Origin of the sequence: Variovorax boronicumulans (assembly GCF_029892485.1) — a bacterium.
Lineage (GTDB): Bacteria > Pseudomonadota > Gammaproteobacteria > Burkholderiales > Burkholderiaceae_C > Variovorax > Variovorax boronicumulans_B.
This window is the reverse complement of sequence record NZ_JARXVG010000002.1, coordinates 515,161-540,076: the sequence shown is the minus strand read 5'-3', so window position 1 is coordinate 540,076 and position 24,916 is coordinate 515,161. Positions and strand designations below refer to the sequence as shown.

The following is a 24,916-nucleotide window of genomic DNA, read 5'->3' as shown; positions in this document are numbered from 1 at the left end:
AGGGGCGGCGCGCAACGATCCCGATGAATTCGCGAGTGCCGCAAATTGGTCGTTCCATCAGGCCTCGATGCGCCCGGCCTGCTGCTCGATGAAGGCGGCCACGCGCCGCACGAGCGCCTGATTGCCGCCGGCGGACGCCACGCTGGCCGCCGCATGAACGGCGACTTTCTCGCCGGTCGCAAGGATGACTTCTTCGGCCGCCGCGGCCGCCAGGCCGAAGTGCGGCGCCGCCTCGCGCGCCAGCGCAAGGCTGGAGGCGTGCCGTCCCGGAAGGATGGCGAGCTCCTGATAACCCGTGTGCCCGCCCAGCTGCATGACGAGGTCGAAGGCCGGGGCCAGGCGCCAGCTTCCGTCCTCGCCCCGCAGCGCGCCATGGTTCTTGACGTGATCGTCGCTGTTGCCCACCGCCAGGTTGAACACCATGCGGCGGAACAGCTCGGCCAGGTCCTGCTGCGGCTGCCGCGAGATGCGCCGCAGCAGCTGCGCCAGCTCGACATAGCTGCCACGGCTGGATTCGTAGGGCACATCGAGCAGCGCCGATGCCGAGAGGTAATGAAAGCGCCGTTCGTCGCTCACCGGGCCCACGCGGTCGAAGCGCTCGACCAGCAGGGCGTGTCCCGACGCCAGGGGCTGCAGCAGGAAGGACGGCACTTCGATGCCGCATGCATCGGCCAGCCAGAGCGTGGCCGCCTCGATCACTTCCACGTCGTGGTCGTCGCCGCGCGATGCGAACTTGGCGATGAAGCGCCGCCCTTCATGCACGAAGGCCGCCTTGGGCCGCGCACCGCCCAGGCTCCCGCCGCGCAGCAGCCGATGCATGTCGGGGCCGATCTCCATGCCGGCTTCGACGCGCCGCGACGCTTCGGCGAGCTCCTCCAGCGACAGGAGCACCGAGGGCGGCTCTTCGCTCTCGATGGGCAGCGATTCGGCGAACACCATCGCGCCGATGCGATCCTCGTTGGTCAGCAGCAGCGCGTCGATATCGGACAGGGGCCTGCCCTGGCGTATTTCGAGCACCTTGCGGCCCCAGCTGTCGGGCAGCGCATCGCGCAGCGTGAGCGGCATGGCGCCGCCCTCGCGGATGCGGCGCTCGGGCAGCACGAAGGCGGCATCGCGCAACGGCAGGTGTTCGGGGTTGAGCGGCACGGCCGCCGGGTCTTCGAGATAGCGCCGGCCGTAGGCGAATTCGCCGGACTCCACCACGCCGCGGCGCGCGACCTTCATCAGGCCGGCCGGTTGCACCCGTTCTCCGGTGTGGCGCGCGAGGCCGACGTAGATGCGGCGCTCGAGATCGGCGTCTTCAGAAGTCACGTTCGCCCTCCGCGATCACGCCCGCGGCGGCTTGCGCGGCCGACCTGCGCACGCGGCGCTTCCCGGCCAGCCCGGCGGGTGCCGGTGCCACGCCGTCGAGCGAATCGATCTCGCCGAAGAGCCACAGCGTATGGGCCAGCAGGCCGATGCTGGTGCCGGGCTTGCCCGATTCGAGTGCGCGCAGCGTGTTGGGGGAACACAGCAGCCGCTCGGACATTTCGGCGACCGTCCATTCACGCTGGACCCGGTGCGCGCGCAGGCGCAGGCCCAGCCTTTCAAGAGGCAGGGCGGTTTGCGAGGGCAGTGCCGAAAGGCTGTGGCTGTTTTTTGGCATCAATAAAATGAGTATTAAACGGCTTAATAGCCATTTTATTGCGTATTTGCCGATCCGGGAAGGGTGTCTTATCCAGGCAGCCCCGGTCTTCGCGCGTCATGCTGCTGCAGCACCGCAAGATCGCTCTCGTCCTTCAGTGCCACGCCGGTCAGCCCGCGCTTCAGGGATTCGCGCATCAGCCAAGCCAGCTTGAACGCGGCCGCTTCACAGGCCAGGCCTTCGGGGCGCACGTTGGAGATGCAGTTGCGCGCCGCATCGTTCAGCCCGCGCTTGGGCGAATGGGTCAGGTAGATGCCCAGGCTGTCGGGCGAACTCAGGCCCGGCCGCTCGCCGATCAGCATGACCGACAGCATGGCGCCGAACAGCTCGCCCACTTCGTCGGCCAGGGCCACGCGCGCCTGCGTGGCGATGACCACGGGCGAGAAGCGCGTGTCGGCCGGCAGTTGCGAGCGCAGTGCGGCGAGCAGCGGCGCTGCATGGCGCGCGACCGCGAGCGAAGAAAGACCATCGCCGATGACGACGCAGACGTCGCATCCGTAACGCCCGATGGCGCGCAGGTGACCGTCGTCTTCGTCGTCGAGCTGGCGGCCGAGGTCCGGGCGGCGCAGGTAGGTGGTGCGGTCCGCCGCGCGGCTGCGTGCGCGCGCGACTTCCCAGTGCTGCGAGGTCAGCGTGGCTTCGAGCGCAGCTACATCGAGCGCCGCATGGATCGCATCGCGCGCCATCGCATGCGCCCAGCCGAAGCGCAGCGTCTCGTCCGTGGGCATGCCGGCGCCGGCGCGGCCGAGCGCGAGGCGCGCGGGTGTGGCGGAGCGCCATTGCGCCCAGGGGTTGGGTGTGACGGCGTCGCTCATCGTGAGAGTGCATTGAGACCGCTCATGTCGGCCAGCAGGCGGTTGGAAGAGGGCGGCGCAAGCTGCCCCGCGGCATCGGTGATCTGCATGCGCTGCAGCCACGCCTCGAACTCGGGCGCGCGCTTCAGGCCCAGCGTCTGGCGCAGGAACAGCGCGTCGTGGAACGAGGTGCTCTGGTAGTTGAGCATCACGTCGTCCGCACCCGGAATGCCCATGATGAAGTTGATGCCCGCGGTGCCCAACAGCACGAGCAGGGTGTCCATGTCGTCCTGGTCGGCTTCCGCATGGTTCGTGTAGCAGATGTCGCAGCCGATCGGCAGGCCCAGCAGCTTGCCGCTGAAGTGATCTTCGAGGCCGGCGCGGATGATCTGCTTGCCGTCGTACAGGTACTCCGGCCCGATGAAGCCGACCACCGTGTTGATGAGGAAGGGCTTGTAGCGCCGCGCCAGTGCATAGGCGCGCACCTCGCAGGTCTGCTGGTCGACGCCGAAGTTGGCATTGGCCGAGAGCGCGCTGCCCTGGCCGGTCTCGAAGTACATGACGTTGTCGCCGACGGTGCCGCGCTTCAGGGAGAGCGCGGCGGCATAGGCTTCGTCGAGCAGTTCAGGCGTGACACCGAATGAGAGATTCGCCTTCTCGGTGCCCGCGATCGACTGGAACACCAGGTCCACCGGTGCACCCGCTTCCGCGAGCTTGAGCGTGTTGGTCACGTGCGTGAGCACGCAGCTTTGCGTGGGAATCTCGAAGCGCTGGATCACCTCGTCGAGCATGTGCAGCAACTGGCCCAGCACCGGCATGCTGTCGGAGGCCGGGTTCAGGCCGATCACCGCATCGCCCGCGCCGTAGAGCAATCCGTCGAGCGTGGAGGCGGCCACGCCGCGCAGATCGTCGGTGGGGTGATTGGGCTGCAGGCGCACCGAAAGATGGCCCGGCAGGCCGACGGTGTTGCGAAAGCGCGTGACCACACTGCACTTCTTCGCGACCGACACCAGGTCCTGGTTGCGCATGAGCTTGGACACGGCCGCGACCATCTCGGGCGTGAGGCCGGGTGCGAGCGCTGTGAGCGTGGCGGTCGTGGCTTCATCCGACAGCAGCCAGTTGCGGAAGTCGCCGACCGTGAGGTGCGACACCGTTGCAAAAGCCTGTGAATCGTGGCTGTCGATGATGAGCCGCGTGATGTTGTCGCTCTCGTAGGGAATGAGCGCTTCGGTCAAAAACTGCTTGAGCGGCGTCTCTGCCAGCACATGGCGCGCGGCCATGCGCTGCTGCGCGGTGGCGGCACCGACTCCGGCGAGGTAGTCGCCCGAGCGCGCGGGGCTGGCAAAGGCCATGACCTGCTTCAGGTCGTCGAAGGTGAAGACCTGTTCTGCGATGGTGGTGCGGTAGCGCATCGTTCAGGCGTGGGCTCAGGCGTTGGTGGCCGAGGAAGACAGCATCTCGTCGGGCGCGGCCGCCTTGCGCTGCGCCGAGGTCGCAAGGAAGTAGCCGTAGGCCGCGGCCATCAGCACCAGGAACAGTACCGTCAGCATGAAGTTGAACCACACCATCGCACCGAGGCACACCACGCCCAGGCCCAACGCAATCGCGGGGAACACGGGGTAGAAGGGCGCGCGGTAGGTGCGCAGCAGGTTCGGTTCGCTTCTGCGCAGCTTGAAGAGTGCGGCCATCGAGATCAGGTACATCACGATCGCGCCGAGCACCGCCATGGTCACGATGTTGGCGGTGAGCGTCTGGCCGCCGAACTGCACCCACTCGTCGCTGAAGATCGCGATCACGCCGATGACGCCGCCGGCCAGCAGTGCGCGGTGCGGCGTGTCGAAGCGGGGGCTCAGGCCGGCGAAGTAGCGCGGCAGGTAGCCGGCGCGGGCCAGCGCGAAGATCTGGCGCGAGTAGCCCATGATGATTCCGTGGAACGACGCGATCAGCCCGAAGAGCCCGATCCACACCAGCATGTGCAGCCAGCCGCTGTTGTCGCCCACCACTGCCTTCATCGCCTGCGGCAGCGGGTCGTTGATGTTGGCGAGCTTGCGCCAGTCGCCCACGCCGCCCGCAAAGATCATCACGCCGAAGGCCAGCACCACCAGCGTGACGATGCCGGTGGTGTAGGCGATGGGAATGGTGCGGTGCGGATCGCGCGCTTCCTCCGCCGCCATGGCCGCGCCTTCGATGGCCAGGAAGAACCAGATCGCGAACGGAATCGACGCGAAGATGCCCGAGATCGCTGCGCCGTTGAGCACGTTGCCGCCAGCCCAGCCGTTGGCGACGAAGTTGGCCATGGTCCAGCCGGGCGTGACCACGCCCATGAACACCAGCAGTTCGACGATGGCCAGGACCGTCACGAACAACTCGAAGGCCGCGGCGATGCCGACGCCGATCCAGTTGAGCGCAATGAAGATCACATAGGCCCCCAGTGCGAACCACTTCGGGTTGATGCCCGGGAACTGCACGTTGAGGTACGCGCCGATGGCCAGCGCGATGGCCGGCGGCGCGAAGACGAATTCGATCAGCGTCGCGAAGCCCGCGACGAAGCCGCCGGTCGGCCCGAAGGCGCGGCGCGCATAGGCGAAGGGCCCGCCCGCGTGCGGGATGGCGGTGGAGAGCTCGGTGAAGCTGAAGATGAAGGTGGTGTACATCGTGGCCACCAGCACCGTGGCGACCAGGAAGCCGAGCGTGCCGGCGGTGTTCCAGCCGTAGCTCCAACCAAAGTACTCACCCGAGATGACGAGGCCCACCGCGATGCCCCAGAGTTGTATGGGGCCCAGGACCTTCTTGAGGTGACCCGTGCCGGCCTGGGTCGTTGCTGCAGCCGGCGAGGCTTCGGTGGAGTGCATGGGGAGCTTCCTCTCTTCGTGGATGTTGACAGTGCACATCCAGCAAAGCAAGGGTCGTTCCACTACCTACATCGCGCTACATGGCGGTGTGCACGCGCTGGCCATAATCGAGGTCTTTCAATCCCCGAGGTGTTTCGTGAAGTCTCTTTTCTGTGCCGCTCTCGTGTCCGTCTTCGCCATTCCCGCAGCCTTTGCGCAGTCCGTACCGGTGACCACGCCCAGCGGCCTGATCTACCAGTCGCTCAAGGAAGGCACCGGCGCATCGCCCGCCGCCACCGACACGGTCAAGGTCCACTACCGCGGCACCTTCCCCGACACCGGCAAGGAGTTCGACAGCTCCTACAAGCGCGGCGAACCCACCGAGTTCCCGCTCAACGGCGTGATCCCCTGCTGGACCGAAGGCGTGCAGAAGATGAAGCCGGGCGGCAAGGCCAAGCTGACCTGCCCGCCGTCGATCGCCTACGGCGCGCGCGGCGCGGGCGGCGTGATTCCGCCGAACGCGACGCTGAATTTCGAAGTGGAGCTGGTGTCGGTCACCAAGCGCTGATCGGCTAGATCTGCGCCGAGCCTCCGTCGACGAACAGCTCCGTCCCATTCACGAAGCTGCTGTCGTCGGAGGCCAGAAACACCACCGCCTTGGCGATTTCGTCGGGCGTGCCGACCCGGCCCAGCGGAATGTTCTGTGCCTGTTGCTCGATGAAGCCCTCGACCTGTTCCGGCGTGAGGCCGAGCAACTCGTACGCCGGGGTCGGCACGACGCCGGGGCTTACCGCGTTGATGCGGATGCCGGCATCCTTCAGGTCCACCGCCCAGCTGCGCGCGAAGCTGCGCACCGCCGCCTTGGTCGCGCTGTAGACGCTGAAGGCCGGCGTGCCCTTGATGCTGGTGATCGAGGCGTTGAGAACGATCGACGCGCCCCTGGGCATCAGCGGCAGCGCCTTCTGCACGGTGAACAGCAGCCCGCGCACGTTGGTGCCGAAGGTCTTGTCGAAGTGCTCTTCGGTGATCTGGCCCAGCGGCACCAGGCTGCCGCCGCCGGCGTTGGCGAACAGCACGTCGAGCCGGCCCTTCTGTTCCTCGATGGCCGCATAGAGCCTGTCGAGGTCTGCGAGCTTGGACACGTCGCCGAGCACCCCGGTCACGTTGCGGCCGATGGTCTTCACGGCCGCATCGAGTTCCGCCTGGCGGCGGCCCGTGATGAACACGTGGGCGCCTTCGGCCACGAAGCGTTGCGCGGTGGCCAGGCCGATGCCGCTGGTGCCGCCGGTGACCAGGGCGATCCTGTCGTTGAGCTTGAGTTGGGACATGACTTCTTCCTTTGGGTTGCTGTGATACAGCGTTGACGAGGGAAGGAAGTTTGGGTGGCGGCCCCTCGCAGACCAAGAGGCCGGGCGGGACTTGTCAGTTTCCGAATCACCAACAATCCGGCGCTGGACCAGCCCGATGCCCGTTGCAGACTCAACCCGGCTGGTACTGGTACAGCCAGGTCTCGGTCAAGGTCTGGTCGCCGTTCTTCAGATAAAGCCGCATGTCGATCGGCTCGTTGCCCTCGGGCGTGAAGTCGAACTGCGCACGCCAGTGGCCGGGCACGCCGTTGGGCACCGCTTCGGCGAACACGTACGAGAACTTGCCGCGCGGTGCCGTGAGCACCAGTTCGGGCTTGACGCCGAAGGGCACGGTGGTGAGCGGCTGGCCGATGAACTCGACCATGAACTTGCGCACGCCCTGCGGCCGCGGCTGGCCCGGCTGGCCGCCACGGCCGATGCGCGTGGCCACGCAGCGCGCGAGCGGCGAGGGAAAGGGCTCCTGATCGGTCCAGTGCAGCCGGTACTGCAGGCTGTAGCTCGCGCCGGCCTTGGCGTCGGCCTTCGGCACCCAGAAGGCGACGACGTTGTCGTGGATCTCGTCGTCGGTCGGAATCTCGATGAGCTGCACCGAGCCTTCGCCCCAGTCGCCCAGTGGCTCGATCCAGAGGCTCGGGCGCTTTTCGTAGCCGACGCCGTCCTGGTAGTGGTCGAACGACCGGTCGCGCTGCAGCAGGCCGAAGCCGCGCGGCTTCGTGTCGGCGAAGGCGGAAGCACGCGTCTGCGTCGGGTTGTTGAGGGGGCGCCAGATGCGCTCGCCCGCGCCGTTCCAGATCGCGAGGCCGTCGGAGTCGTGCACCTCGGGCCGCCAGTCGATGGCGGTGGGCTTGATGGTCTCGGAGTACCAGTACATCGAGGTGAGCGGCACCAGGCCCAGGCGCGCTACGTCGCGGCGCAGGAACAGCCGCGAATCGATGTCCATGATCACGGCCTTGCCGCGCTGCATGACGAACTTGAAGACGCCCGTCACGCTCGGCCCTTCGAGCAGCGCGTAGACGGTCATCGAGGTGGTGTTGTTCTCGGCCGGCGTCTCGAAATAGAAGCGGGTGAAGGTGGGGAATTCCTCGGGCTTGTCTGGCACCGCCACGTCGAGCGCGAGGCCGCGGGCCGAGAGGCCGTACTGGTACAGCTCGCCGATTGCGCGGAAGTACGAGGCGCCGAGGAAGGCAACCCAGTCATTCTTCTGCCAGTCGAGCTTGCCCTGGTCGCCCAGGCGGCTCTCCTGCAGGCGAAAGCCCGCGAAGCCGGCTCCGGGCGGCAGCGCGCGGGCGGGGCTGTCGGGGGGCATCGAGAAGTAGTCGGGGCTGTAGAGCACTTCGCGGGCGAAGGCATCGCCATCGGCGTTCTCCAGCACGTGCATGCGCACCGGCGTCTGGAAGAAGCGGCCAAGGTGGAAGAAGGTGACGGGAAACGCGCCGGGGCCTTCGCGGAAGAGGGCGTTGGCGGGGTCGAACTTGATCTTGCCGTGGGCGTCGTAGTCGATCTTCTCGAGCACGTCGGGGGCAAGCGGCGCGGCAGCGACGTAGGGCTGTGCGGCCAGCCGCTTGGCCTGCGCGACGAGGCGATCGAACGAAAAGGGCGCCGGCTGGCTCAGTTGCAGGCCGTTGGCGGCCAGCGCCTCTTCGGGCAGTCCAAGGGCGGCGAGTGCGGCGGCGGCACCACCTGCGGCAAGGAAGGATCGGCGATCAAGCATGTGTTTCTTGAGGGTTTCGAATCTTTGGGGGAGGGGGAGAACTGGCGAAGCGCGGATTGATTTTGCGCGATGGGGAACAACCGCAAGCTTGCCGCAGTTCGCCGGGCCCCGCGCGTCAGCCATTCCGCGCAATGCAGGCCGGACAAAACCGCCGATTCGGAAAATTGTGCGTTTATGTATCGGCCGCGTCGGTGGCACGCAGCGCATACACCGCATACAGGGGTACGCCGAAGAACATCCTGAACATCGGGCCGAAGAGCGTGTAGGCGATGCCCAGGCCTTCCAGCACGCGGCAGGTGCTGTCCAGGCGCAGGCGTGGATGCGGCTGCGTCAGATCCGCGGGCCGGCGCAGGCCCCAGAGGAATTCGGCGCCCGTCGGTCGCACCGAAGGGTGGTTCCGGGCGCGGCCGGTGGCGATCCAGCACATGGCGTCGAAGGCCAGCACCGAGCCTGCGGGTGCCCGCTCGCCGAAAGCTGCGAGCACCGCCTGCACGGTCTCGGGCTTCAGGTACATGAGCACGCCCTCGGTGAAGAGGAAGACCGGCTGCGCACTGCGCTTTTTCGGCAGGCCCAGTTGCTCCCACCAGTCGGACGCGGTCAGGTCGAGTTCGCGGATGTCGTGGCGCGGGTGGGTCTCGGGGATCAGCTCGCGGCGCAGGTCGAGCACCTCGGGGAGGTCGGCATCGGTCATGTGCGACTTGTCGTCGTCCAGCCACTGGAAGTAGTGGCTCAGGCCGCAGCCCATGTTCACCACGCGCGCACCGGGATGCTGTTTCAGGAAATCCTGCGCGAGGCTGCGAAAGCGCCGCGTGCGCGCGAGGATGCCGTAGATGGTCGTCCGGTCTTCCGGCAGGGCCTGCCCGTCGTCGCGGATCTTCTCGAGGATGGCCGCGGCATAGGCATCCCGCACGGCCACCTGCGGAAAGATGGCGTCGCCCGATGCTCGTGCGGCCAGGGGAATCCGCAGGGTGGACGGAACGGCCGACAGGTGGCGGGCGGGCTTGCGAGGCGTCATGGATGCAGGAGCGAGATCATGGGCAAAGTCTCGCGGCTCCCGCACACCGGGGCAAGTCAGTCTTTCGTTATGTCGGCCGTGGCCGGCCTGCGCGGGTCAGCGGTGGCGCATCACTCCCACCAGGCTTCCATCTGGATGCCGAACGTGGTCGCGTTCCTGCGGCCATTCGCCCCGAAGCTTGTGGCGTTGGCATCGCCCGCGGCCTTGTTCCAGCTCGCGCGCGTGGCGTAGATGCGGAACTCCGGCCGGGTCCAGAAGTCGGTGTTCGGCGAGAACGCCACCGCGATGGTGCCCTTGTTCAGCGTCTGCCGCGGCTGGTCCTCGGTGCTGCGGCGCGTGGTCGAGAGCTCCGCCAGCAGCTTCGTGTACTTGGCGATGCCATACGAGACGCGCCCGCCCAGCGAGAAGTCCTTGGTCTCCGGGCCGTTGTCCGGGCGCGTGGTCTGGTAGCCGATCAGGCCCTGGCCGCCGAAGCGCCCGAACTGGAAGTCCACCGAATCCAGGATGCGCCGCTGCCGGGCGCCCGACTGCGGCGTGACGACCGTGCGCTCCACCAGCGGCGCGAACAGCAGCGTGTTCTCCAGCCCGAAGCCCGGCGGCAGCAAGAGGCCGGTGGTCGTGGTGCTGTTGTCCAGGTTGTAGAACTTGCCGCTGAGCGAGGCATGGCCGCTCGATGCCTGCACGATGAAGGTGTTGTTCAGCCCCGGCAGGAGGTTTTTCTGGATATGCATGAGCCCCAGCGCTCCGCCGTCGCGCCCCTTGGCGAAATCTCCAGAAACCAGCCCGCCCGTCACCGTGAGCTTGCCGCCCGGGTTGGTCGGGATGTCGCGCCACTGCAGGTTGATGCGCTTGGCGTTGTTCGTATTGCCGTTCCTGTTGTCCACCGAGTCGGCGGTGTGCAGGGCCACGTTGAGGCGCCCCACGCCCCACAACGGAATGTCGTCGATGCCGGCGCCGTAGTTGTCGCCGTCTTCCACCACCCACTTGTCCAGGATGTGCACATCCTGGATGCGGCGGTAGCGCTGGCCGGCCCAGAGGGTTGCGGCGTTGCCGAAGACGCCGGTGAGGGAGAAGTAGGCCTGCGCCGTGCCGCTCTTGCCGTTGTAGATGGTGGGCATGTAGAACACGCCCCAGTTGATGCCGTCGCCCAGGTCGAAGCGCTTGCCGATGCCGAACTCCAGGTAGTTGTCGCCCTCGTTGCCCAGGCGGTACTTCTGCAGGTCGCCGCCGAGCGAGTAACCGCCCTTGAGCCGGCCCTTGCCGGCGCTGTAGAAGCCGCCGCGGCCGTAGCCCCAGAACTCCAGGCCGGTGGCGTCGTTGATCTTCTTGACGAACTCCTTGGTGGGGTCCTTGGCTTCGGCCTGGGGTGGCTCTTCGGTTTGCTCGGCCTGAGTCTGGGCTTGGGCCTGGCCATGGAGGCCGGCCAGCAGCATCAGGACGGCGGCAGGCAGGTGGTTCGGTCTTGTTCTCATGAAAGTCTCCTCGGGTCTTGGTGATTTGTGGAAAAGGGAAGGCACGCGATGTCTTCAGGCAAAGGCATCCCCCCACCGGCCGTTTGGCCGGTGTCTGGCGATGCAGATGCAGAAGGGGGAGGAGGGGCCGCTAGCTGCGCTTGGCTGCCAGCCGGTCCTGTGTGTCCGGCTGCAGCATCCACTCGTGCGCCGGATCGTTCTTGAACACCCAGTAACGGCCGGGGCCGGCCATCACGTTGAGGTAGTAGAGGTCGTAGCCGTGCGGCGCGACCACCGGGTGGTAGCCGCGCGGCACCATCACCGTGTCGTGGTTCTCCACGGCCATGGATTCATCGAGGCTGCGGTCGTCGGTGTAGACGCGCTGAAAGGCAAAGCCCTGCGGTGGGTTCAGCCGGTGGTAGTAGGTTTCCTCGAGCAGCGTTTCCTCGGGCAGCGCATCGCGCTCGTGCTTGTGCGGCGGATAGCTGGAAGCGTTGCCCGCGGGCGTGAGCACCTCCACCACCAGCAGGTGCGCGGCGCGCGGGTCGTCGTGCGGCAGGATGTCGCAGACATGGCGCGTGTTGCTGCCCTTGCCGCGCACCGAGCGCTTCATCGCACCCGGATCGATCACGAAGGCTTCGCGCTCCTGGCTGCCGGCTGGCGCGGTGCACAACGCCACCTCGGCATCGCGGATCGCGTCGATGCTGACGGCGGCGCCGCCCGGCACATAGACCGCGGCGGGAGAGATGGGGTCGAACACGCTGTCGCGCGTGCCGAGCTGCGTGTGGCGCCGGCCGTCCACCTCGATGTCGACCGTGCCGGTCAGCACCACCAGGCAGAGCTCACGGTCTCCGGTAGCCAGGAGTTCGGTATCGCCCTTTTTCAGGCGCAGCACCTTGAAGCCGACATGCGCCCAGCCGGCGCGTTCGGGGGTCACATCGACCACGGTGCGACCTTCGGCCGCGGCCTTCACGAGGAGGGGGCTGAGTGCCATGTCAGTGCGCCTTCGCCTCTGCAGCGGCCATCCTGTCGACGATGCCGCGCAGGGTTTCGTAGCCCTTCTTTGCGTAGGCATAGCTGGGCGCGACGGCCGGGTCCTGCTCGGCCTCGACCACGAGCCAGCCTTCGTAGCCGGCCTCGTGCAGCACCGCGAGCACAGCCCCGAAATCGAGGTCCCCGTCGCCCGGCACGGTGAAGGTGCCGTTGAGCACGCCATCGAGGAACGACAGGCCTTCGTTGCGCGTCTGATGGATCACGCCGGCGCGCACGTCCTTGCAATGCACGTGGGCCACGCGGTGCACGTGCTTGCGCAGCAGCGCCACCGGATCGCCCGCGCCGCCGTAGTAGGCATGGCCGGTGTCGAACAGCAGCGACACGCAGTCCGGATCGGTCAGCGCCATCAGCTTGTCGACATCCTGCGGCGATTCGACATACGCGCCCATGTGGTGGTGATAGGCCAGGGTGATGCCGTACTTCGCCTTCAGGTGCTCGCCGAACGCGTTCAGCCGCGTGGCGTAGGCGGCCCATTGGGCCTCGCCCGCAAAGCGCGGACGCTTTGACGATGGCGTGTCCATGCTGCCCTGGATGGAGCCTGCGACCTCGCCGTAGACCACGACCTTGCAGCCGTTGAAGCGCAGCTTCTCCATGTGTGCGGCGCAGCGGTCGATTTCCGCATCGACCGTGTCTTCGGCCAGGTGGCCGGAGTACCAGCCCGACACGCAGGCCAGCCCGTATTCGGCGAGCGTCGCCTTCAGCGCCGCGGGCTCTTTAGGGAACTTGTTGCCCAGCTCGAAGCCGGCGTAGCCGATCTCGGCGCCCTCACGCAGTGCGGTGGACAGCGGCGTGGCGCCGCCGAGCGCGGGCAGGTCGTCGTTCATCCACGACAGGGGGTTGATGCCGAGGCGGACGTTCCAGGTGTTCATGGCGTGGTTGTTTCCAGCAGTGGGTTTCACAGTTTCTGATCTCGTTTGGCGGCTTCGTAGCGCGCGCGGGCGTCGTTGACTTCAGCGCGGGCCGAGACTTCGGGGATCGCCACTTCCCACCAGCAGCCGCCATCGGCGGTGGTGCGTTCGGCGGTGGTGTCGATCACGATCACCTGCGTGCCGCTGGCGGCGCGGGCCGCGGAAAGGGCCTTGCGAAGGGCGGCGATGTTTTCCACATGCACCGCCTGCGCGCCCATGCTGCGGGCGTGGCCCGCGAAGTCGATGGCCGAGGCGTTGCCGCCTTCGGGGATGCAGTCGTCCAGCATGTTGTTGAACTGCGGCGAGCCGCTCGCGCGCTGCAGGCGGTGGATGCAGCCGTAGCCCCGGTTGTCGAGCACCACCACGATCAGCTTGCGGCCCAGCAGCACCGAGGTGGCGATCTCCGAATTCATCATCATGTAGGAGCCGTCGCCCACCATGACGACCACTTCCTTCTCGGGCCGCGCGAGCTTCACGCCCAGTCCGCCGGCGATCTCGTAGCCCATGGTGGAATAGCCGTATTCCATGTGATAGCCGCCGGGTGCGCTCGTGCGCCAGAGCTTGTGCAGTTCGGCGGGCAGCGTGCCGGCGGCGCACACGACAATGTCGTTCGCCGGCGAATCGATGGCCGAATCGCGCACGGCGCCGATCACTTCGGCGTCGTAGGGCAGTTCGCCCTGCGGCGGCGTCGTGGTCAGCTCGGTCACGCGCGCCACCCAGCCGGCCGCGAGATCCCGGGCGCGCGAGGTCCATTGCGGCGCGGCATGCCAGCCTGCCAGCACGTCTTGCAGCTGTTGGAGGCCTGCGCGCGCATCGGCCACGAGCGGGGTGCAGCCGCGCTTGGTGGCGTCCAAGGCCTGCACGTTCAGGCTCAGCATCGGCACGTGGCCCAGCAGGCTGTTCGAGCCGGTGGTGAAGTCCTGCAGCCGCGTGCCGACGGCGAACACCAGGTCGGCCTCGCGCGCCAGGGCATTGGCTGCGGGCGAGCCGGTCACGCCGATGGCGCCGAGGTTGAGCGGATGGTCCCAGGGCATGGCGCCCTTGCCGGCCTGGGTTTCGGCCACGGGCACGCCGTGGGCCTCGGCGAAGGCGCGCAGCGCGTCCCAGGCCTGGCTGTAGAGCACCCCGCCGCCAACGACGAGCAGCGGGCGCTCTGCGGCGCGCAGCAGGTGGGTGGCACGCGCCAGTTCGTCGCGATCGGGCGGCATGCGCCGAAAGCGCAGTGTCTCGGGGTGCAGGAAATGCTCGGGGCAATCGAAGGCCTCGGTCTGCACGTCCTGCGGCAGCGCCAGACACACGGGGCCACAGGTGGCCGGATCGACCATGGTCTGGATGGCGCGAGGCAGGGCCGAGAGGATCTGCTCGGGCCGCACGATGCGGTCGAAGTAGCGCGTGACCGGCCGCAGGCAATCGTTGACGCTCAGGTCGCCGTGCCCGAAGTCTTCCAGCTGCTGCAGCACCGGGTCCGGCGCACGCGAGACGAAGACGTCGCCGGGAAGCAGCAGCACCGGCAGTCGGTTGACGTGGGCCAGCGCGGCGGCCGTGACAAGGTTGGTCGCACCCGGGCCGATGGAGGTGGTGACCGCCATGATCCGCTGGCGGAACTGCGCCTTGGCATAGGCCACCGCGGCGTTGGCCATGCCCTGTTCGTTGTGGGCGCGAAAGGTCGGCAGCGCATGGCGCTCGGCCGCCAGTGCTTCGCCCAGGCCGGCCACGTTGCCGTGTCCGAAGATGGAGAACACGCCGCCGACGTACGGTGCGAGCGTGCCGTCGGCCATCTCGACGCGGAGCGCCGCCAAGTGGCGCACCAGCGCCTGCGCCATCGTGATGCGTTGGGTCTTGTGCGTCATTGATGCGATCCGTCCCAGGCTTCGACCAGCTCGGCAAAGTTGCCCGCCACCGCGCCGACCAGCGTCTCGTCGTCGATCTCTTGCCGCAGCCAGCGCAGGCCCGGCGCGACCCACAACGTGCGGCCGATCATGAAGCCCTTGACGATGGGGTTGGTGGCGGCGGCAAAGCCGCGCGCCAGTTGGGCGAGTGGCTGGTTGAGCCCGAGGATCACCACGCCGCGGCATTGCGGATCGCGCTCGGCGACCAACTGCGCCAGCCGGTCCCATGCGGCCGGCGCCATCGGCGACAGCTTCCACCACTCGGGCTGGAAGCCCAGGTTGTAGAGGCGCTCGATGGAGCGCAGCACCACCGCGTCGCGGGCGTTGTCGGTGTCTTCGGCGGGCAGCTTGTCCGCGGGCGGAATCAGCTCGATCAGCAACTCGTGGCCGCTCGCGCGGGTGGCCTCCCACAGCTCGCCCAGGCGGGACTCCTGCTCCAGGCGCAAGGGCGCGGGGTCGTCGGGGTGGTAGTAGACGAGGCACTTGACCGTCTGCTCGATGGGCCACTGCGCCAGTTGCGAGCCGATGGACAGCGTGCCGTCGAAACGCAGCGGGCGCGACAGCGGCAATTCCACCGGACGTCCCACCCACCAGCCGCGTCCCGTGGCGGCGGCAAGGGCATCGCTGCCGTAGCTGCTGTCGATCAGCACGCCGACGCGGCCCTGCAGTGCATGGCTTTGCTCGACGCGGGCCGCGGCCTCTACCAGCAACTGCTTGAGCCTTGGCAGGCGCGACTCGTCGGTGCCGGCTTCGCGCGCCAACTCGGCGAACTGGGCGCGGTGGTCGAAGGCCAGCACGGCCGGTGACGGCCATTGCGCGCGCGCGGCAGTGGTGCGGTGCAGGTGGGCGAGCCGCGTGTCGGCATCGACCTTGGGGTTGCGGCTGCCGCCGAACCAGTGGTCCAGCTCGGCCGGTGTCGGCATTGCCGCCGAGCAGGCGTGGCGCGAGACGACGATCGCGCCGCAGGCGTTGGCCAGCCGCGCGGCCTCTTCGAAGCCCTGGCCACGCAGGAGGCCGGTGAGCAGCCCGGCGGCGAATGCATCGCCCGCGCCGAGCACGTTGAGCACCTCAACGCGTTCGCCGCGCACGGTGGGCGCATCTTCGATGCGCGCCGGCACCGCGCCCGGAATGAAGCAGCAGCCCGCCGCGCCGAGCTTGACCACCATGGCCGCCGCCGTCACGCCGCGCACCGCGCGCAGCGAGGCCATCAGGTCGCCGGGCACGCCACCGGCAATGAGGAATTCTTCTTCCGTGCCGACCAGCAGGTCGAAGCGCAGGAGCATGGCCTGCAGCCGCTGTGTCACCGCTGCATCGGGTACGAATCGGTTGGCGCCTTCGCCGCGCTTGGTGAGGCCCCAGAGCACGGGGCGGTAATCGATGTCCAGCACGCGCAGCACGCCGTGCCGGGCGGCATGGTCGAGCGCGGCGACAGAGGCGGCCTGCACCATGGGCGTGCTCAGGTGCGTGCCAGTGATGAGCAATGCGCGGCATTGGGCGATGAAGTCGCCGTCGATCTGCGCGGCGTCCAGCGCCATGTCGGCGCAGTTCTCGCGGTAGAAGAGCAGTGGGAAGGTGTCGCGGTCCTTGATGCCGAGCAGCACCAGCGCGGTCAGGCGCTGCGGATCGACCTGGACCTGCGAAACGTTGCAGCCCTCGCGCTGCAGCGCCTCGACCAGGAAGCGGCCCATCTGTTCGTCGCCCACGCGCGAGATCATGGCGGCGCGCAGGCCCAGGCGGGCTGCACCGAATGCGATGTTGGCGGACGAGCCGCCCAGGTAGCGCGAGAAGCTGGTGGCGTCTTCGAGCCGGCTGCCGATCTGCTGTGCGTACAGGTCGACCGCGAGGCGACCCAGGCAGGCCAGGTCGTGGCGGCGTCCTTCGGGAATTTTCAGTGTTTGCATCTTTTTTCTGTGGTTGTCTGTCTTGTGCCGTTCAGTGCTTGCCGCTACGGCGAGACTTGGCGTAGGTGTCGAAGGCGACCGCGATGACGATGATCACGCCGATCACCACCTGCTGGTAATAGGCCGAGACGTTCAGCATCACCAGCCCGTTGAGCAGCACGCCCAGCAGGATCGATCCGATGATCGTGCCGCCCACGCCGCCCAGCCCGCCGAAGAGGCTGGTGCCGCCGATGACCACGGCCGCGATCACCCGCAGCTCGTAGGAGATGCCGGCCACCGCCTCGGCGGAGCCCAGCCGCGCCGCCAGCAGGAAGCCGCTGAGGCCGGCCAGCAGGCCCACCACCACGTACACGCTGACGACGATGCGTTTCACATCCAGCCCCGAGAGCCGTGCCGCTTCGGGGTTGCCGCCCACGGCATAGATGGAGCGCCCGTAGCGCGAATAGCGCAGCGTGATGTAGCCGGCCGCAGAGACCAGCGCGAAGACGATCACCGGCACCGGAATGCCCAGCACGTCGCCGCGCCCCCACCAGCGAAAGCCTTCGTCGAAGCCGCTGATCGGGCCGCCGTCGTTCAGGATCAGCGTGGCGCCGCGCCAGATCGTCATGCCGCCCAGCGTGACGATGAAGGGCGGCACGTTGAGCCTGGTGATGGTCTTGCCGTGCAGGTAGCCTGCGGCCGTACCGACCGCGCAGGCGATGAGCAGCGCCGCGAGCCAGCTCACCGGGAAGGTGTCGCCCAGCATCACCACCACCGAGGCCGCGCACATCGCGGAAAACGCGAGCAGCGAACCGACGGCCAGGTCGACGCCGCCGGTGAGGATCACGCAGGTCATGCCGACCGCGATGATTCCGTAGATCGACACCTCGGTGAGGATGTTGGAGATGTTGCGCATCGAGATGAAGCGCGGGTTCTGCGACGCGAACAGAACGATCAGCAGCACCAGGAAAAGCAGCACGCCGTATTTCTCGAGGAAGCCGATGAGGTCGTGCTTGCGCTCCTTGTGCGCGTTGTGTTCCTTGGGTGGGGGAGCCGTGGCGGCGGTGGAAGTCATGTTTTTCTCTCCTTGATCGGTTGTCGCTGCGCGCTCAGGCCGCCATGGCCAGCGCGGCCTCGGGCCGGGCGCCCAGGGCCATGAGGTTCATCAGTTGTTCCTCGGTGGCTTCGCTGCCCGGCGTGGAGCCGGTGATGGCGCCGTTCATGAAGGTCACGATGCGGTCGCTCACCGCCATGACCTCGGGAAGCTCGGACGAGATGACGATCACCGCCACGCCTTGCGCGGCCATGTCGAACAGCACCTGGTGAACCTCGGCCTTGGCGCCGACGTCGATGCCGCGCGTGGGTTCGTCCACGATCAGCACCTTGGGATTCAGCGCCATGCAGCGTGCCAGCAGCACCTTCTGCTGGTTGCCGCCGGACAGGGTGCCGATGGTCACCTTGTCGCTGGACATCTTGATCGAGAGCTTGCGGCGGTACTCCTCGATCATCCGGGTCTCGGCCGCCTCGTCGACGAACCAGCGCATCTTGCTCAGCCGGCCGAGGCTGGGCAGCGTCATGTTGTGGCGGATCGAGTGCGAGAGAAAGCAGCCTTGCTGCTTGCGGTCTTCGGGCAAGAGCACGATGCCGGCGTCGATGCCGTCCCGGGGCGAGCGCAGCACCACCTGCTGGTTCAGCACGCGCACCGTGCCGCTGTCGCAGGGGTCGGCGCCGAAGATCACGCGCGCCATCTCGGTACGGCCCGCGCCGACCAGCCCGGCGAAGCCGACGATCTCGCCTGCGCGCACATGCACCGACATGTCGGAGAGCGTGGTCGCGCTGGTGCCCGAGACGGCCTTCAGCCGGCTCACGCCCTCGACCTTCAGCACCACCTCGCCGAGCACGCCGGACGATTCGCGCTTCGCGCCCACGACCTCGCGGCCGACCATGTGGCGCACCAGGTCGTTCACGGTGGCGTCAGCCACTTCGCCGGTCGTCACGTAGCGGCCATCGCGGAACACCGTGAAGCGGTCGCAGATGGCCTTGACCTCGTTGAGCTTGTGCGAGACGTAGATGATGCCCAAGCCCCGCGATTTCAGGTCGCGGATGATGTCCAGCAACTGCTCGACCTCGCGACCGCTCAGTGCGGCCGTGGGCTCGTCCATGACGATCAGCCGCGCCTTGACGGTCATGGCCTTGGCGATCTCGACCATCTGCTGCTTGGCGACGCTCAGCGAGCGCACCTCGTCGCGCGGATCGAGGTCGATGCCCAGGTCGCGGATGACCTTTTCGGCGTCGTCATGCAGCCGCGACCAGTGGATCAGCCCGTTGCGCAGCGGCTCGCGGCCGATGTACATGTTCTCGGCCACCGACAGCGCCGGCAGCAGGTTGAACTCCTGGTAGATGGTGACGATGCCTGTGCGCTGGCGCAGCATCGGCGTGTCGGCGGGCGAGAGCGCCCGGCCCTCGAATTCGATGCTGCCTTCGTCGGCCGGCTGCGCGCCTGCGAGGATCTTCAGCAGGGTCGACTTGCCCGCGCCGTTCTCGCCGAGCAGCGCATGCACCTCCCCGGCAACCACGTCGAGCTGCACGCCATCCAGCGCCTTCACGCCCGGAAAGGATTTGCGGATGCCCCTGACCTTGAGCAGATGCGCGCTCATCACTTGAGCTCGCCGGACCGCGCAGCTTCGGAGAGGTTGGCCTTGGTGATCAGGATCGGCTCGATGCCGACCGACTTGATCTCGGTCTTGTTGCGAATGTTGGCCACCAGGAGCTGCAGCGCCGTGCGGATCTGCTTGCCGGGGCTTTGCTCGACGGTGAGCGCCATTTCGCCGTCGCGCACCTTCCTGAGCGCATCGGGCGATGCGTCGTAGCCCAGGACCTTGATGCCCTGCCTGGCAAGGCCCGCGGACTGGATCGCTTCCACGGCGCCGAGCGCCATGTCGTCGTTGGCGGACAGGATCACCTGCGGCGGCTTGCCGGTGAGCGAGGTGAGGATGTTCTGCGTCACCGTGAGACCTTGGTCGCGCGCCCAGTTGGCGGTCTGCTCGGCCACGATCCTGTACTTGGGGCCCGCCTTGGCGAAGGCGTCGTGCACGCCCTTGGTGCGGTCGATGCCCGAGCTGCTGCCGGGCTGGCCGGTCAGGAAGACGATGCTGGCGCCGTCGGGAAAGTTCTTGACGACCCACTCGGCCATCATGCGGCCGCCCGCAACGTTGTCGGCGCCCACGTGGGGGATGGGGCTCTTCGCGCCATCGACACGGCGGTCCACCGTCACGACCGGGATCTTGTCGCCGAGCACTTCATTGAGTGCGGGCGTCATCGCCTTGGCGTCGGTGGGCGCGATGATGATGCCGGCCACGCCTTGCGTGATGGCCACGGAAACATCGGAGGTCTGCTTGGGCGAACTCGCCTGGCCATCGACCACGCTGAGCTTGACCTTGAGCTTCTTGGCCTCGTCCTGCAATTCGCGGTTCATGAACACGAAAAACGGTTCGGCCATGTTGTGGAAGAGCGCGGCAACGCGTTCGTTGTCCGCCAGCGCGGGCGAGGAGGGCAATGCGAGCGATGCGGCAGCCAGCAGGGCCGCGGCGTGGATGGCCTTGCGAAGATGGGTTCGGGGTGTTCGGGTCATGCGACGTCTCCTTGTTTGTCGGAGGCGATCTTAGAAAAGCAAAACTCAAATTGCAAATGTTTTTCTATTAATTTTCTGAGTAGAAACCCTGTTCTATTTCGGGCAGGGCTTTCCGACAATGAGGTTCCGCATCACTCGTTCTCTCTATCTCCGTGACCATGAAACAAGTTGCCGTTTTCGGCGCCGGCCGCATCGGCCAGATCCACGCTTCCAACCTTGCCGCGCTGCCTGGCGTGCAGCTGCGCTACATCAGCGATCCGGCATCGCAGAGTGCGGCGTCGCTCGCACATGCGCTGGGCGCGCATGTGGCCTCCGTCGAGGAGGCGCTCGCCGATCCGGCTGTCGATGCCGTCGTCATCGCTTCGCCCACCACCACGCACAGCGACCTGATCGTTCGCGCGGCGCAGGCCGGCAAGCACATCTTTTGCGAGAAGCCGGTGGACCTGTCGGTTTCGCGCGCCGAGACCTGCGCAGCGGCGGTGCGGCAGGCCGGCGTGGCTTGCATGATCGGGTTCCAGCGCCGTTTCGATCCCACCTTCAACGCGCTCAAGTCGCGCCTGGACGGCGGCGAGATCGGCGTGCCCGAGGTGTTGATCGTCACCAGCCGCGACCCCGGGGCGCCGCCCGTCGAATACCTGCAGCAGTCCGGCGGGATCTTTCGCGACATGCTGATCCACGACTTCGACGTGTTCCGCTGGATCCTCTGCGACGACGGTCGCGACGAGGCCGTATGGCTGAGCGCCACCGGCGCATGCCTCACCGACCCGGCCATCGCCCAGGCAGGGGACATCGACACCGCCATCGTGAGCATCCGCACGCGCTCGGGCCGGCTGTGCCAGATCAACACCTCGCGGCGCGCCGCGTACGGCTACGACCAGCGCTTCGAGGTGCTGGGTTCCAAGGGCCTGCTGGCGGCGGGCAATCACCGGCCGACCGAGGTGGTGCGCATGGATGCCGCCGGCGTGGCCACCGACAACCCCGAAGCCTTCTTCCTGGAGCGCTACCGCGCCGCGTACCGGCTCGAGGTGACCCACTTCTTCGAGCAGCTGCAAAGCGGTGGTGCGTTCCGCACCTCGGTGCACGACGGCGTGGCCGCGCAGAAGCTGGCCGATGCGGCCGCGCTGTCCTTCGAGCGCGGCGAGCCCGTGACTTTCAGCGCATGACCGGGGCATTTCGATGAGCAGCATCACTCCCCGCACACCGCCGCTTCGCATCGGCATCGCAGGCCTCGGCCGGCTCGGTCGGCGGCATGCCGAAAACCTGGCTTTCCGCATCCGCAATGCACGCCTCGTCTGGGCCTGCAGCCCTGTGCCTTCCGAACTCGACGACGCCCGCAACGAGTTGGGCATCGAGCAGACCACGAGCGACTTCGACCGCATGATCCACGCGCCGGACGTCGACGCGATCGTGCTGGTCACGCCCACCGCCCTGCATGCGCAGCAGACCATTGCGGCGCTGGAGGCGGGCAAGCATGTCTTCGTCGAGAAGCCGCTGGCGCTGGACGTGGCCGACTGCGAGCGCGTGGAAGCCGTGGCCGCGCGGCATCCGGACCGCGTGGCGATGGTCGGCTTCGTGCGCCGCTTCGATGCCAGCTACCGCCGCGCGCACGACGACATGCGCCAGGGCGCGATCGGCCGGCCCTTTCTCGTGCGCTCGCAGACCTGCGACATGAACGATCCTTCGGGCTTCTTCGTGCGCTACGCAGCGCAGTCCGGCGGCATCTTCATGGACTGCAGCGTGCACGACATCGACTTGGCGCGCTGGATGCTCGGCAACCCGCGCGCCGTGCGCGCCTTCGCCACCGGCACCATCGCCATGCACCCCGGCCTCGCCGAGCATGCGGACGTGGACAACGGCCTGGCGATGGTGGATTTCGAGGGCGGCGGGCGTGCGGTGTTCTATGCCTCGCGCACCTTCGCGCACGGCCACGAAACGCAGACCGAGGTCATCGGCACCGGCGGCAAGCTGCTGATCGGCCACGGCGCCGAGCGCGACCGCATCGTCACCAGCGACAGCCACGGCGTGCGGCATGCATCGACGGCCGACTTCTTCGAGCGTTTCGGCGATGCCTTCGTGCACGAGATGAACGCCTTCGTCGCCGCATGCCGCGGCGAAGCGGCGCTGGACCTGACGCTCTCCGACGCCACCGAGGCCACGCGCATCGGCCTGGCGATCACCCGGTCGCTGCGCAGCGGCCAGGTCGAGATGCTTTGAGGAGGGCGGGCAGGGGCGGGGGCTCGGCGGATGGGTCTTGGTATCCTGACTCCCCATGACCACCGCAGCCTCTTCCGTGACCTCTGTCGAGCAGTTGCTCAAAGCCCTGGAGAGCGAATACAAGGGCCTGAGCAAGCAGCTCAAGCTGATCGGCAATTACATCGAGGCGCACCATGGGCGCCTGGGCCTCGAGGGCATCCAGGACGTGGCGGCCGCCTGCGGCGTGCAGCCTTCGGCCGTCGTGCGCTTTGCCAAGCATTTCGGCTTTTCGGGCTTCACCGAAATGCAGAAGCTGTTCCGCGAAGCCATCGCCCAGCAACTGGCCCCGGACCGCAACTACCAGGCGCGCATCCGCGACGTGATCCAGACGGGCGCGCCGTTGATCAGCGTCGACATCGCGCAGGAATTCCTCAAGGGCAGCATCGGCGGCATCCAGAGCCTCATCGACACGCTGGCGCAAAGCGACTTGGAAGAGGCGGTCGAATTGCTGGCCGGGGCGGAGTCGATCTGGCTGCTGGGCATGCGCCGTTCATTTCCGGTGGCCGCCTATCTGGACTACGCGCTGCAGCACACCGACAAGCGCATCTTTCTACTGGACGGTATCGGCGGCATGCAGGCGGGCCAGCTGCGCTCGCTGCGCGAGGGCGACGTGCTGCTGGCTGTTTCTTTCCCGCCGTATGCGCCGGAGACGCTGGAGGTCCTGCGCAATGCTCGCGAGCGTGGGGCCCGGATCATCGCGATCACCGACAGCCGCCTGAGCCCGCTGGCGGAGCTGGCCCAGGCCGCGCTGTTCGTGCAGGAGAGCGCCACCTTCGGGTTTCGCTCGCTCACCGGCACGATCGGCCTGGCGCAAAGCCTTTTCATTGCCCTGGCCTACCGGCTGGAGCTGAACCGGGCGCCGGATCCCGAGCGCCTGGGCGCCGGGCACTGAAGGCGCTCGCTCGGCTTACTTGGCGGTAGGCATCACGAACTCGGCACCCTTGCCGATGCTCTCGGGCCAGCGCTGCATGATCGACTTCTGCTTGGTGTAGAAGCGCACGCCTTCCTCGCCGTAGGCGTGCATGTCGCCGAACAGGCTCTTCTTCCAGCCGCCGAAACCATGCCATGCCATTGGCACCGGGATCGGCACGTTGATGCCGACCATGCCCACCTGGATGCGGCGGCTGAATTCGCGCGCCACGTTGCCGTCGCGGGTGAAGCAGCTCACGCCGTTGCCGAACTCGTGGGCGTTGATGAGGTCCACCGCGTCCTTGAAGTTCTCGACGCGCACGCAGCTGAGCACCGGGCCGAAGATCTCTTCCTTGTAGATGCGCATCTCGGGCGTGACGTGGTCGAACAGCGTGCCGCCCATCCAGAAGCCGTCGCCGCAACCGTCGCCGGCCTTGTTGCCGTCGAACACGCGGCCATCGACCAGGAGCTTCGCGCCTTCCTTCTCGCCCTGTGCGATGTAGCCGGTGATGCGCTCGTGCGCCGCACGGGTGACGATGGGGCCCATCTCGGCCGCGAGGTTGGTGCCGTTGAGCACCTTGAGCGTCTTGGTGCGCTCGATGAGCTTGGGAATCACCTTGTCGGCCACGTCGCCCACCAGCACCGCCACGCTGATCGCCATGCAGCGCTCGCCGGCCGAGCCGTAGCCCGCACCGATCAGCGCATCGACGGTCTGGTCGATGTCGGCGTCGGGCATGACCACCATGTGGTTCTTCGCGCCGCCCAGCGCCTGCACGCGCTTGCCGTGGCGGGCGCCGGTTTCGTAGATGTAGTTGGCGATGGGCGTGGAGCCGACGAAGCTGATCGCCTTGACGTCGGGGTGCTCGATGAGCGCATCGACCGCGACCTTGTCGCCCTGCACCACGTTGAACACGCCGTCGGGAAGGCCCGCTTCCTTGAACAGCTCGGCGATGCGCAGCGACGCGCTCGGGTCGGTCGGGCTGGGCTTGAGCACGAAGGTGTTGCCCGCGGCAATGGCCACCGGGAACATCCACATCGGCACCATCACCGGGAAGTTGAAGGGCGTGATGCCGGCGACCACGCCCAGGGGCTGGCGCAGCGTCCAGTTGTCGATGCCGGTGCTCACCTGGTCGGTGAAGTCGCCCTTGAGCAGTTGCGGGATGCCGCAGGCGAACTCGACGATGTCGATGCCGCGCGAGACCTCGCCCTGCGCATCGGTGAAGACCTTGCCGTGCTCGGCCGTGATGATGTGGGCGAGTTCGTCCTTGTGCTCGTTGAGCAGCTGCAGGAACTTGAACATCACGCGCGCCCGGCGGATCGGCGGGGTGTCGGCCCAGGCGGGGAAGGCGGCGCTGGCTGCAGCAACGGCGGCGCCGACGTCGGCGGTGCTGCCCAGGGCGACCTTGGCCGTGACGGCGCCGGTCGCGGGATTGGTGACCTCCTGCGTGCGGCTCGATTCGTCGGCTGCATGCTGGCCTGCGATGTAGTGGGCAATCAGTGCGGGCGTCGAGGAGGAAGAGGTCACGGGGATGTCCTGGAA

21 protein-coding genes are annotated in these 24,916 nt (G+C 67.5%); 4 read left to right on the top strand and 17 right to left on the bottom strand.

Annotated elements, in window-relative coordinates; genetic code table 11:
* Window positions 1-57: 57 nt before the first annotated feature.
* From M2282_RS07660 to eat, 5 genes are all read right to left on the bottom strand, one after another.
* Window positions 58-1,311 carry a type II toxin-antitoxin system HipA family toxin gene (locus M2282_RS07660; protein ID WP_280808176.1) on the bottom strand — a complete coding sequence of 418 codons (1,254 nt, stop codon included), beginning with the start codon at window positions 1,309-1,311 and terminating at the stop codon, window positions 58-60.
* The gene (locus tag M2282_RS07655; protein ID WP_280808175.1) at window positions 1,301-1,645 is read right to left on the bottom strand and encodes a helix-turn-helix domain-containing protein; all 345 of its coding nucleotides are present in this window, start codon (window positions 1,643-1,645) and stop codon (window positions 1,301-1,303) included. Before M2282_RS07655 ends, M2282_RS07660 begins: the two co-directional genes overlap by 11 nt.
* Before the next feature lie 68 nt (window positions 1,646-1,713).
* Window positions 1,714-2,499, bottom strand: coding sequence for an ethanolamine ammonia-lyase subunit EutC (gene eutC, locus M2282_RS07650; protein WP_280808174.1), 786 nt, complete (start codon window positions 2,497-2,499; stop codon window positions 1,714-1,716).
* Window positions 2,496-3,890 carry an ethanolamine ammonia-lyase subunit EutB gene (locus M2282_RS07645; RefSeq protein ID WP_280808173.1) on the bottom strand — a complete coding sequence of 465 codons (1,395 nt, stop codon included), beginning with the start codon at window positions 3,888-3,890 and terminating at the stop codon, window positions 2,496-2,498. Before M2282_RS07645 ends, eutC begins: the two co-directional genes overlap by 4 nt.
* A 15-nt stretch (window positions 3,891-3,905) precedes the next feature.
* Entirely contained in the window at window positions 3,906-5,330 is a 1,425-nt protein-coding gene (gene eat / locus M2282_RS07640) for an ethanolamine permease (RefSeq protein ID WP_280808172.1), read from the bottom strand.
* Window positions 5,331-5,466: 136 nt separating this feature from the next.
* On the opposite strand from eat, the gene M2282_RS07635 reads away from it, so the two are divergent.
* Window positions 5,467-5,877, top strand: a complete 411-nt coding sequence (locus tag M2282_RS07635) for an FKBP-type peptidyl-prolyl cis-trans isomerase (protein ID WP_280808171.1) — start codon at window positions 5,467-5,469, stop codon at window positions 5,875-5,877.
* 4 nt (window positions 5,878-5,881) lie between these two features.
* Here the strand turns inward: M2282_RS07635 and M2282_RS07630 are convergent, their stop codons facing one another.
* The 11 genes from M2282_RS07630 to M2282_RS07580 all read right to left on the bottom strand — a co-directional run bounded on the left by M2282_RS07630 (window position 5,882) and on the right by M2282_RS07580 (window position 20,214).
* Window positions 5,882-6,637 (bottom strand): SDR family NAD(P)-dependent oxidoreductase, encoded by a 756-nt coding sequence (locus tag M2282_RS07630; RefSeq protein ID WP_280808170.1) that lies wholly within the window; start codon window positions 6,635-6,637, stop codon window positions 5,882-5,884.
* Between the two features lie 151 nt (window positions 6,638-6,788).
* Entirely contained in the window at window positions 6,789-8,387 is a 1,599-nt protein-coding gene (locus M2282_RS07625) for a glucan biosynthesis protein (RefSeq protein ID WP_280808169.1), read from the bottom strand.
* Between the two features lie 172 nt (window positions 8,388-8,559).
* Window positions 8,560-9,402 (bottom strand): class I SAM-dependent methyltransferase, encoded by an 843-nt coding sequence (locus tag M2282_RS07620; RefSeq protein ID WP_280808168.1) that lies wholly within the window; start codon window positions 9,400-9,402, stop codon window positions 8,560-8,562.
* Window positions 9,403-9,512: 110 nt separating this feature from the next.
* Window positions 9,513-10,874 carry a carbohydrate porin gene (locus M2282_RS07615; RefSeq protein WP_280808167.1) on the bottom strand — a complete coding sequence of 454 codons (1,362 nt, stop codon included), beginning with the start codon at window positions 10,872-10,874 and terminating at the stop codon, window positions 9,513-9,515.
* A 130-nt stretch (window positions 10,875-11,004) separates the two neighbouring features.
* Entirely contained in the window at window positions 11,005-11,847 is an 843-nt protein-coding gene (gene iolB / locus M2282_RS07610) for a 5-deoxy-glucuronate isomerase (RefSeq protein WP_280808166.1), read from the bottom strand.
* Between the two features lies 1 nt (window position 11,848).
* A complete protein-coding gene (gene iolE / locus M2282_RS07605; protein ID WP_280808165.1) occupies window positions 11,849-12,775 on the bottom strand; it encodes a myo-inosose-2 dehydratase in 927 nt (308 codons plus the stop codon).
* Window positions 12,776-12,801: 26 nt separating this feature from the next.
* Complete coding sequence (gene iolD, locus M2282_RS07600) at window positions 12,802-14,664, bottom strand: 3D-(3,5/4)-trihydroxycyclohexane-1,2-dione acylhydrolase (decyclizing) (protein ID WP_280808164.1); 1,863 nt, start codon at window positions 14,662-14,664, stop codon at window positions 12,802-12,804.
* Window positions 14,661-16,604: a bifunctional 5-dehydro-2-deoxygluconokinase/5-dehydro-2-deoxyphosphogluconate aldolase gene (locus M2282_RS07595; protein WP_280808163.1), complete on the bottom strand. Its 1,944-nt coding sequence runs from the start codon at window positions 16,602-16,604 to the stop codon at window positions 14,661-14,663. Before M2282_RS07595 ends, iolD begins: the two co-directional genes overlap by 4 nt.
* A 31-nt stretch (window positions 16,605-16,635) precedes the next feature.
* The gene (locus tag M2282_RS07590) at window positions 16,636-17,658 is read right to left on the bottom strand and encodes an ABC transporter permease (protein WP_280808162.1); all 1,023 of its coding nucleotides are present in this window, start codon (window positions 17,656-17,658) and stop codon (window positions 16,636-16,638) included.
* 34 nt (window positions 17,659-17,692) lie between these two features.
* The gene (locus M2282_RS07585; protein ID WP_280808161.1) at window positions 17,693-19,240 is read right to left on the bottom strand and encodes a sugar ABC transporter ATP-binding protein; all 1,548 of its coding nucleotides are present in this window, start codon (window positions 19,238-19,240) and stop codon (window positions 17,693-17,695) included.
* The gene (locus M2282_RS07580; RefSeq protein WP_280808160.1) at window positions 19,240-20,214 is read right to left on the bottom strand and encodes a sugar ABC transporter substrate-binding protein; all 975 of its coding nucleotides are present in this window, start codon (window positions 20,212-20,214) and stop codon (window positions 19,240-19,242) included. Before M2282_RS07580 ends, M2282_RS07585 begins: the two co-directional genes overlap by 1 nt.
* Before the next feature lie 158 nt (window positions 20,215-20,372).
* On the opposite strand from M2282_RS07580, the gene iolG reads away from it, so the two are divergent.
* The 3 genes from iolG to M2282_RS07565 are packed head-to-tail and all read left to right on the top strand — an operon-like array spanning window position 20,373 to window position 23,359.
* Window positions 20,373-21,377, top strand: a complete 1,005-nt coding sequence (gene iolG / locus M2282_RS07575) for an inositol 2-dehydrogenase (RefSeq protein ID WP_280808159.1) — start codon at window positions 20,373-20,375, stop codon at window positions 21,375-21,377.
* A 13-nt stretch (window positions 21,378-21,390) separates the two neighbouring features.
* Entirely contained in the window at window positions 21,391-22,428 is a 1,038-nt protein-coding gene (locus M2282_RS07570) for a Gfo/Idh/MocA family oxidoreductase (protein WP_280808158.1), read from the top strand.
* A 55-nt stretch (window positions 22,429-22,483) separates the two neighbouring features.
* Window positions 22,484-23,359 (top strand): MurR/RpiR family transcriptional regulator, encoded by an 876-nt coding sequence (locus M2282_RS07565; RefSeq protein WP_280808157.1) that lies wholly within the window; start codon window positions 22,484-22,486, stop codon window positions 23,357-23,359.
* A 15-nt stretch (window positions 23,360-23,374) separates the two neighbouring features.
* Here M2282_RS07565 and M2282_RS07560 read toward each other — a convergent pair whose 3' ends face one another.
* Complete coding sequence (locus M2282_RS07560; protein WP_280808156.1) at window positions 23,375-24,901, bottom strand: CoA-acylating methylmalonate-semialdehyde dehydrogenase; 1,527 nt, start codon at window positions 24,899-24,901, stop codon at window positions 23,375-23,377.
* Window positions 24,902-24,916: the final 15 nt, after the last annotated feature.

Bases quoted from the DNA above. Each gene is read 5' to 3' on its own strand.
- M2282_RS07570 (WP_280808158.1), top strand. From the start codon at position 21,391: ATGAGCAGCATCACTCCCCGCACACCGCCGCTTCGCATCGGCATCGCA.
- iolE (WP_280808165.1), bottom strand. From the start codon at position 12,775: ATGAACACCTGGAACGTCCGCCTCGGCATCAACCCCCTGTCGTGGATG.
- M2282_RS07565 (WP_280808157.1), top strand. From the start codon at position 22,484: ATGACCACCGCAGCCTCTTCCGTGACCTCTGTCGAGCAGTTGCTCAAA.
- M2282_RS07620 (WP_280808168.1), bottom strand. From the start codon at position 9,402: ATGACGCCTCGCAAGCCCGCCCGCCACCTGTCGGCCGTTCCGTCCACC.
- M2282_RS07580 (WP_280808160.1), bottom strand. From the start codon at position 20,214: ATGACCCGAACACCCCGAACCCATCTTCGCAAGGCCATCCACGCCGCG.
- M2282_RS07655 (WP_280808175.1), bottom strand. From the start codon at position 1,645: ATGCCAAAAAACAGCCACAGCCTTTCGGCACTGCCCTCGCAAACCGCC.
- M2282_RS07645 (WP_280808173.1), bottom strand. From the start codon at position 3,890: ATGCGCTACCGCACCACCATCGCAGAACAGGTCTTCACCTTCGACGAC.
- M2282_RS07585 (WP_280808161.1), bottom strand. From the start codon at position 19,240: ATGAGCGCGCATCTGCTCAAGGTCAGGGGCATCCGCAAATCCTTTCCG.
- M2282_RS07625 (WP_280808169.1), bottom strand. From the start codon at position 8,387: ATGCTTGATCGCCGATCCTTCCTTGCCGCAGGTGGTGCCGCCGCCGCA.
- iolD (WP_280808164.1), bottom strand. From the start codon at position 14,664: ATGACGCACAAGACCCAACGCATCACGATGGCGCAGGCGCTGGTGCGC.
- M2282_RS07630 (WP_280808170.1), bottom strand. From the start codon at position 6,637: ATGTCCCAACTCAAGCTCAACGACAGGATCGCCCTGGTCACCGGCGGC.
- eat (WP_280808172.1), bottom strand. From the start codon at position 5,330: ATGCACTCCACCGAAGCCTCGCCGGCTGCAGCAACGACCCAGGCCGGC.
- M2282_RS07615 (WP_280808167.1), bottom strand. From the start codon at position 10,874: ATGAGAACAAGACCGAACCACCTGCCTGCCGCCGTCCTGATGCTGCTG.
- iolG (WP_280808159.1), top strand. From the start codon at position 20,373: ATGAAACAAGTTGCCGTTTTCGGCGCCGGCCGCATCGGCCAGATCCAC.
- M2282_RS07595 (WP_280808163.1), bottom strand. From the start codon at position 16,604: ATGCAAACACTGAAAATTCCCGAAGGACGCCGCCACGACCTGGCCTGC.
- iolB (WP_280808166.1), bottom strand. From the start codon at position 11,847: ATGGCACTCAGCCCCCTCCTCGTGAAGGCCGCGGCCGAAGGTCGCACC.
- M2282_RS07590 (WP_280808162.1), bottom strand. From the start codon at position 17,658: ATGACTTCCACCGCCGCCACGGCTCCCCCACCCAAGGAACACAACGCG.
- eutC (WP_280808174.1), bottom strand. From the start codon at position 2,499: ATGAGCGACGCCGTCACACCCAACCCCTGGGCGCAATGGCGCTCCGCC.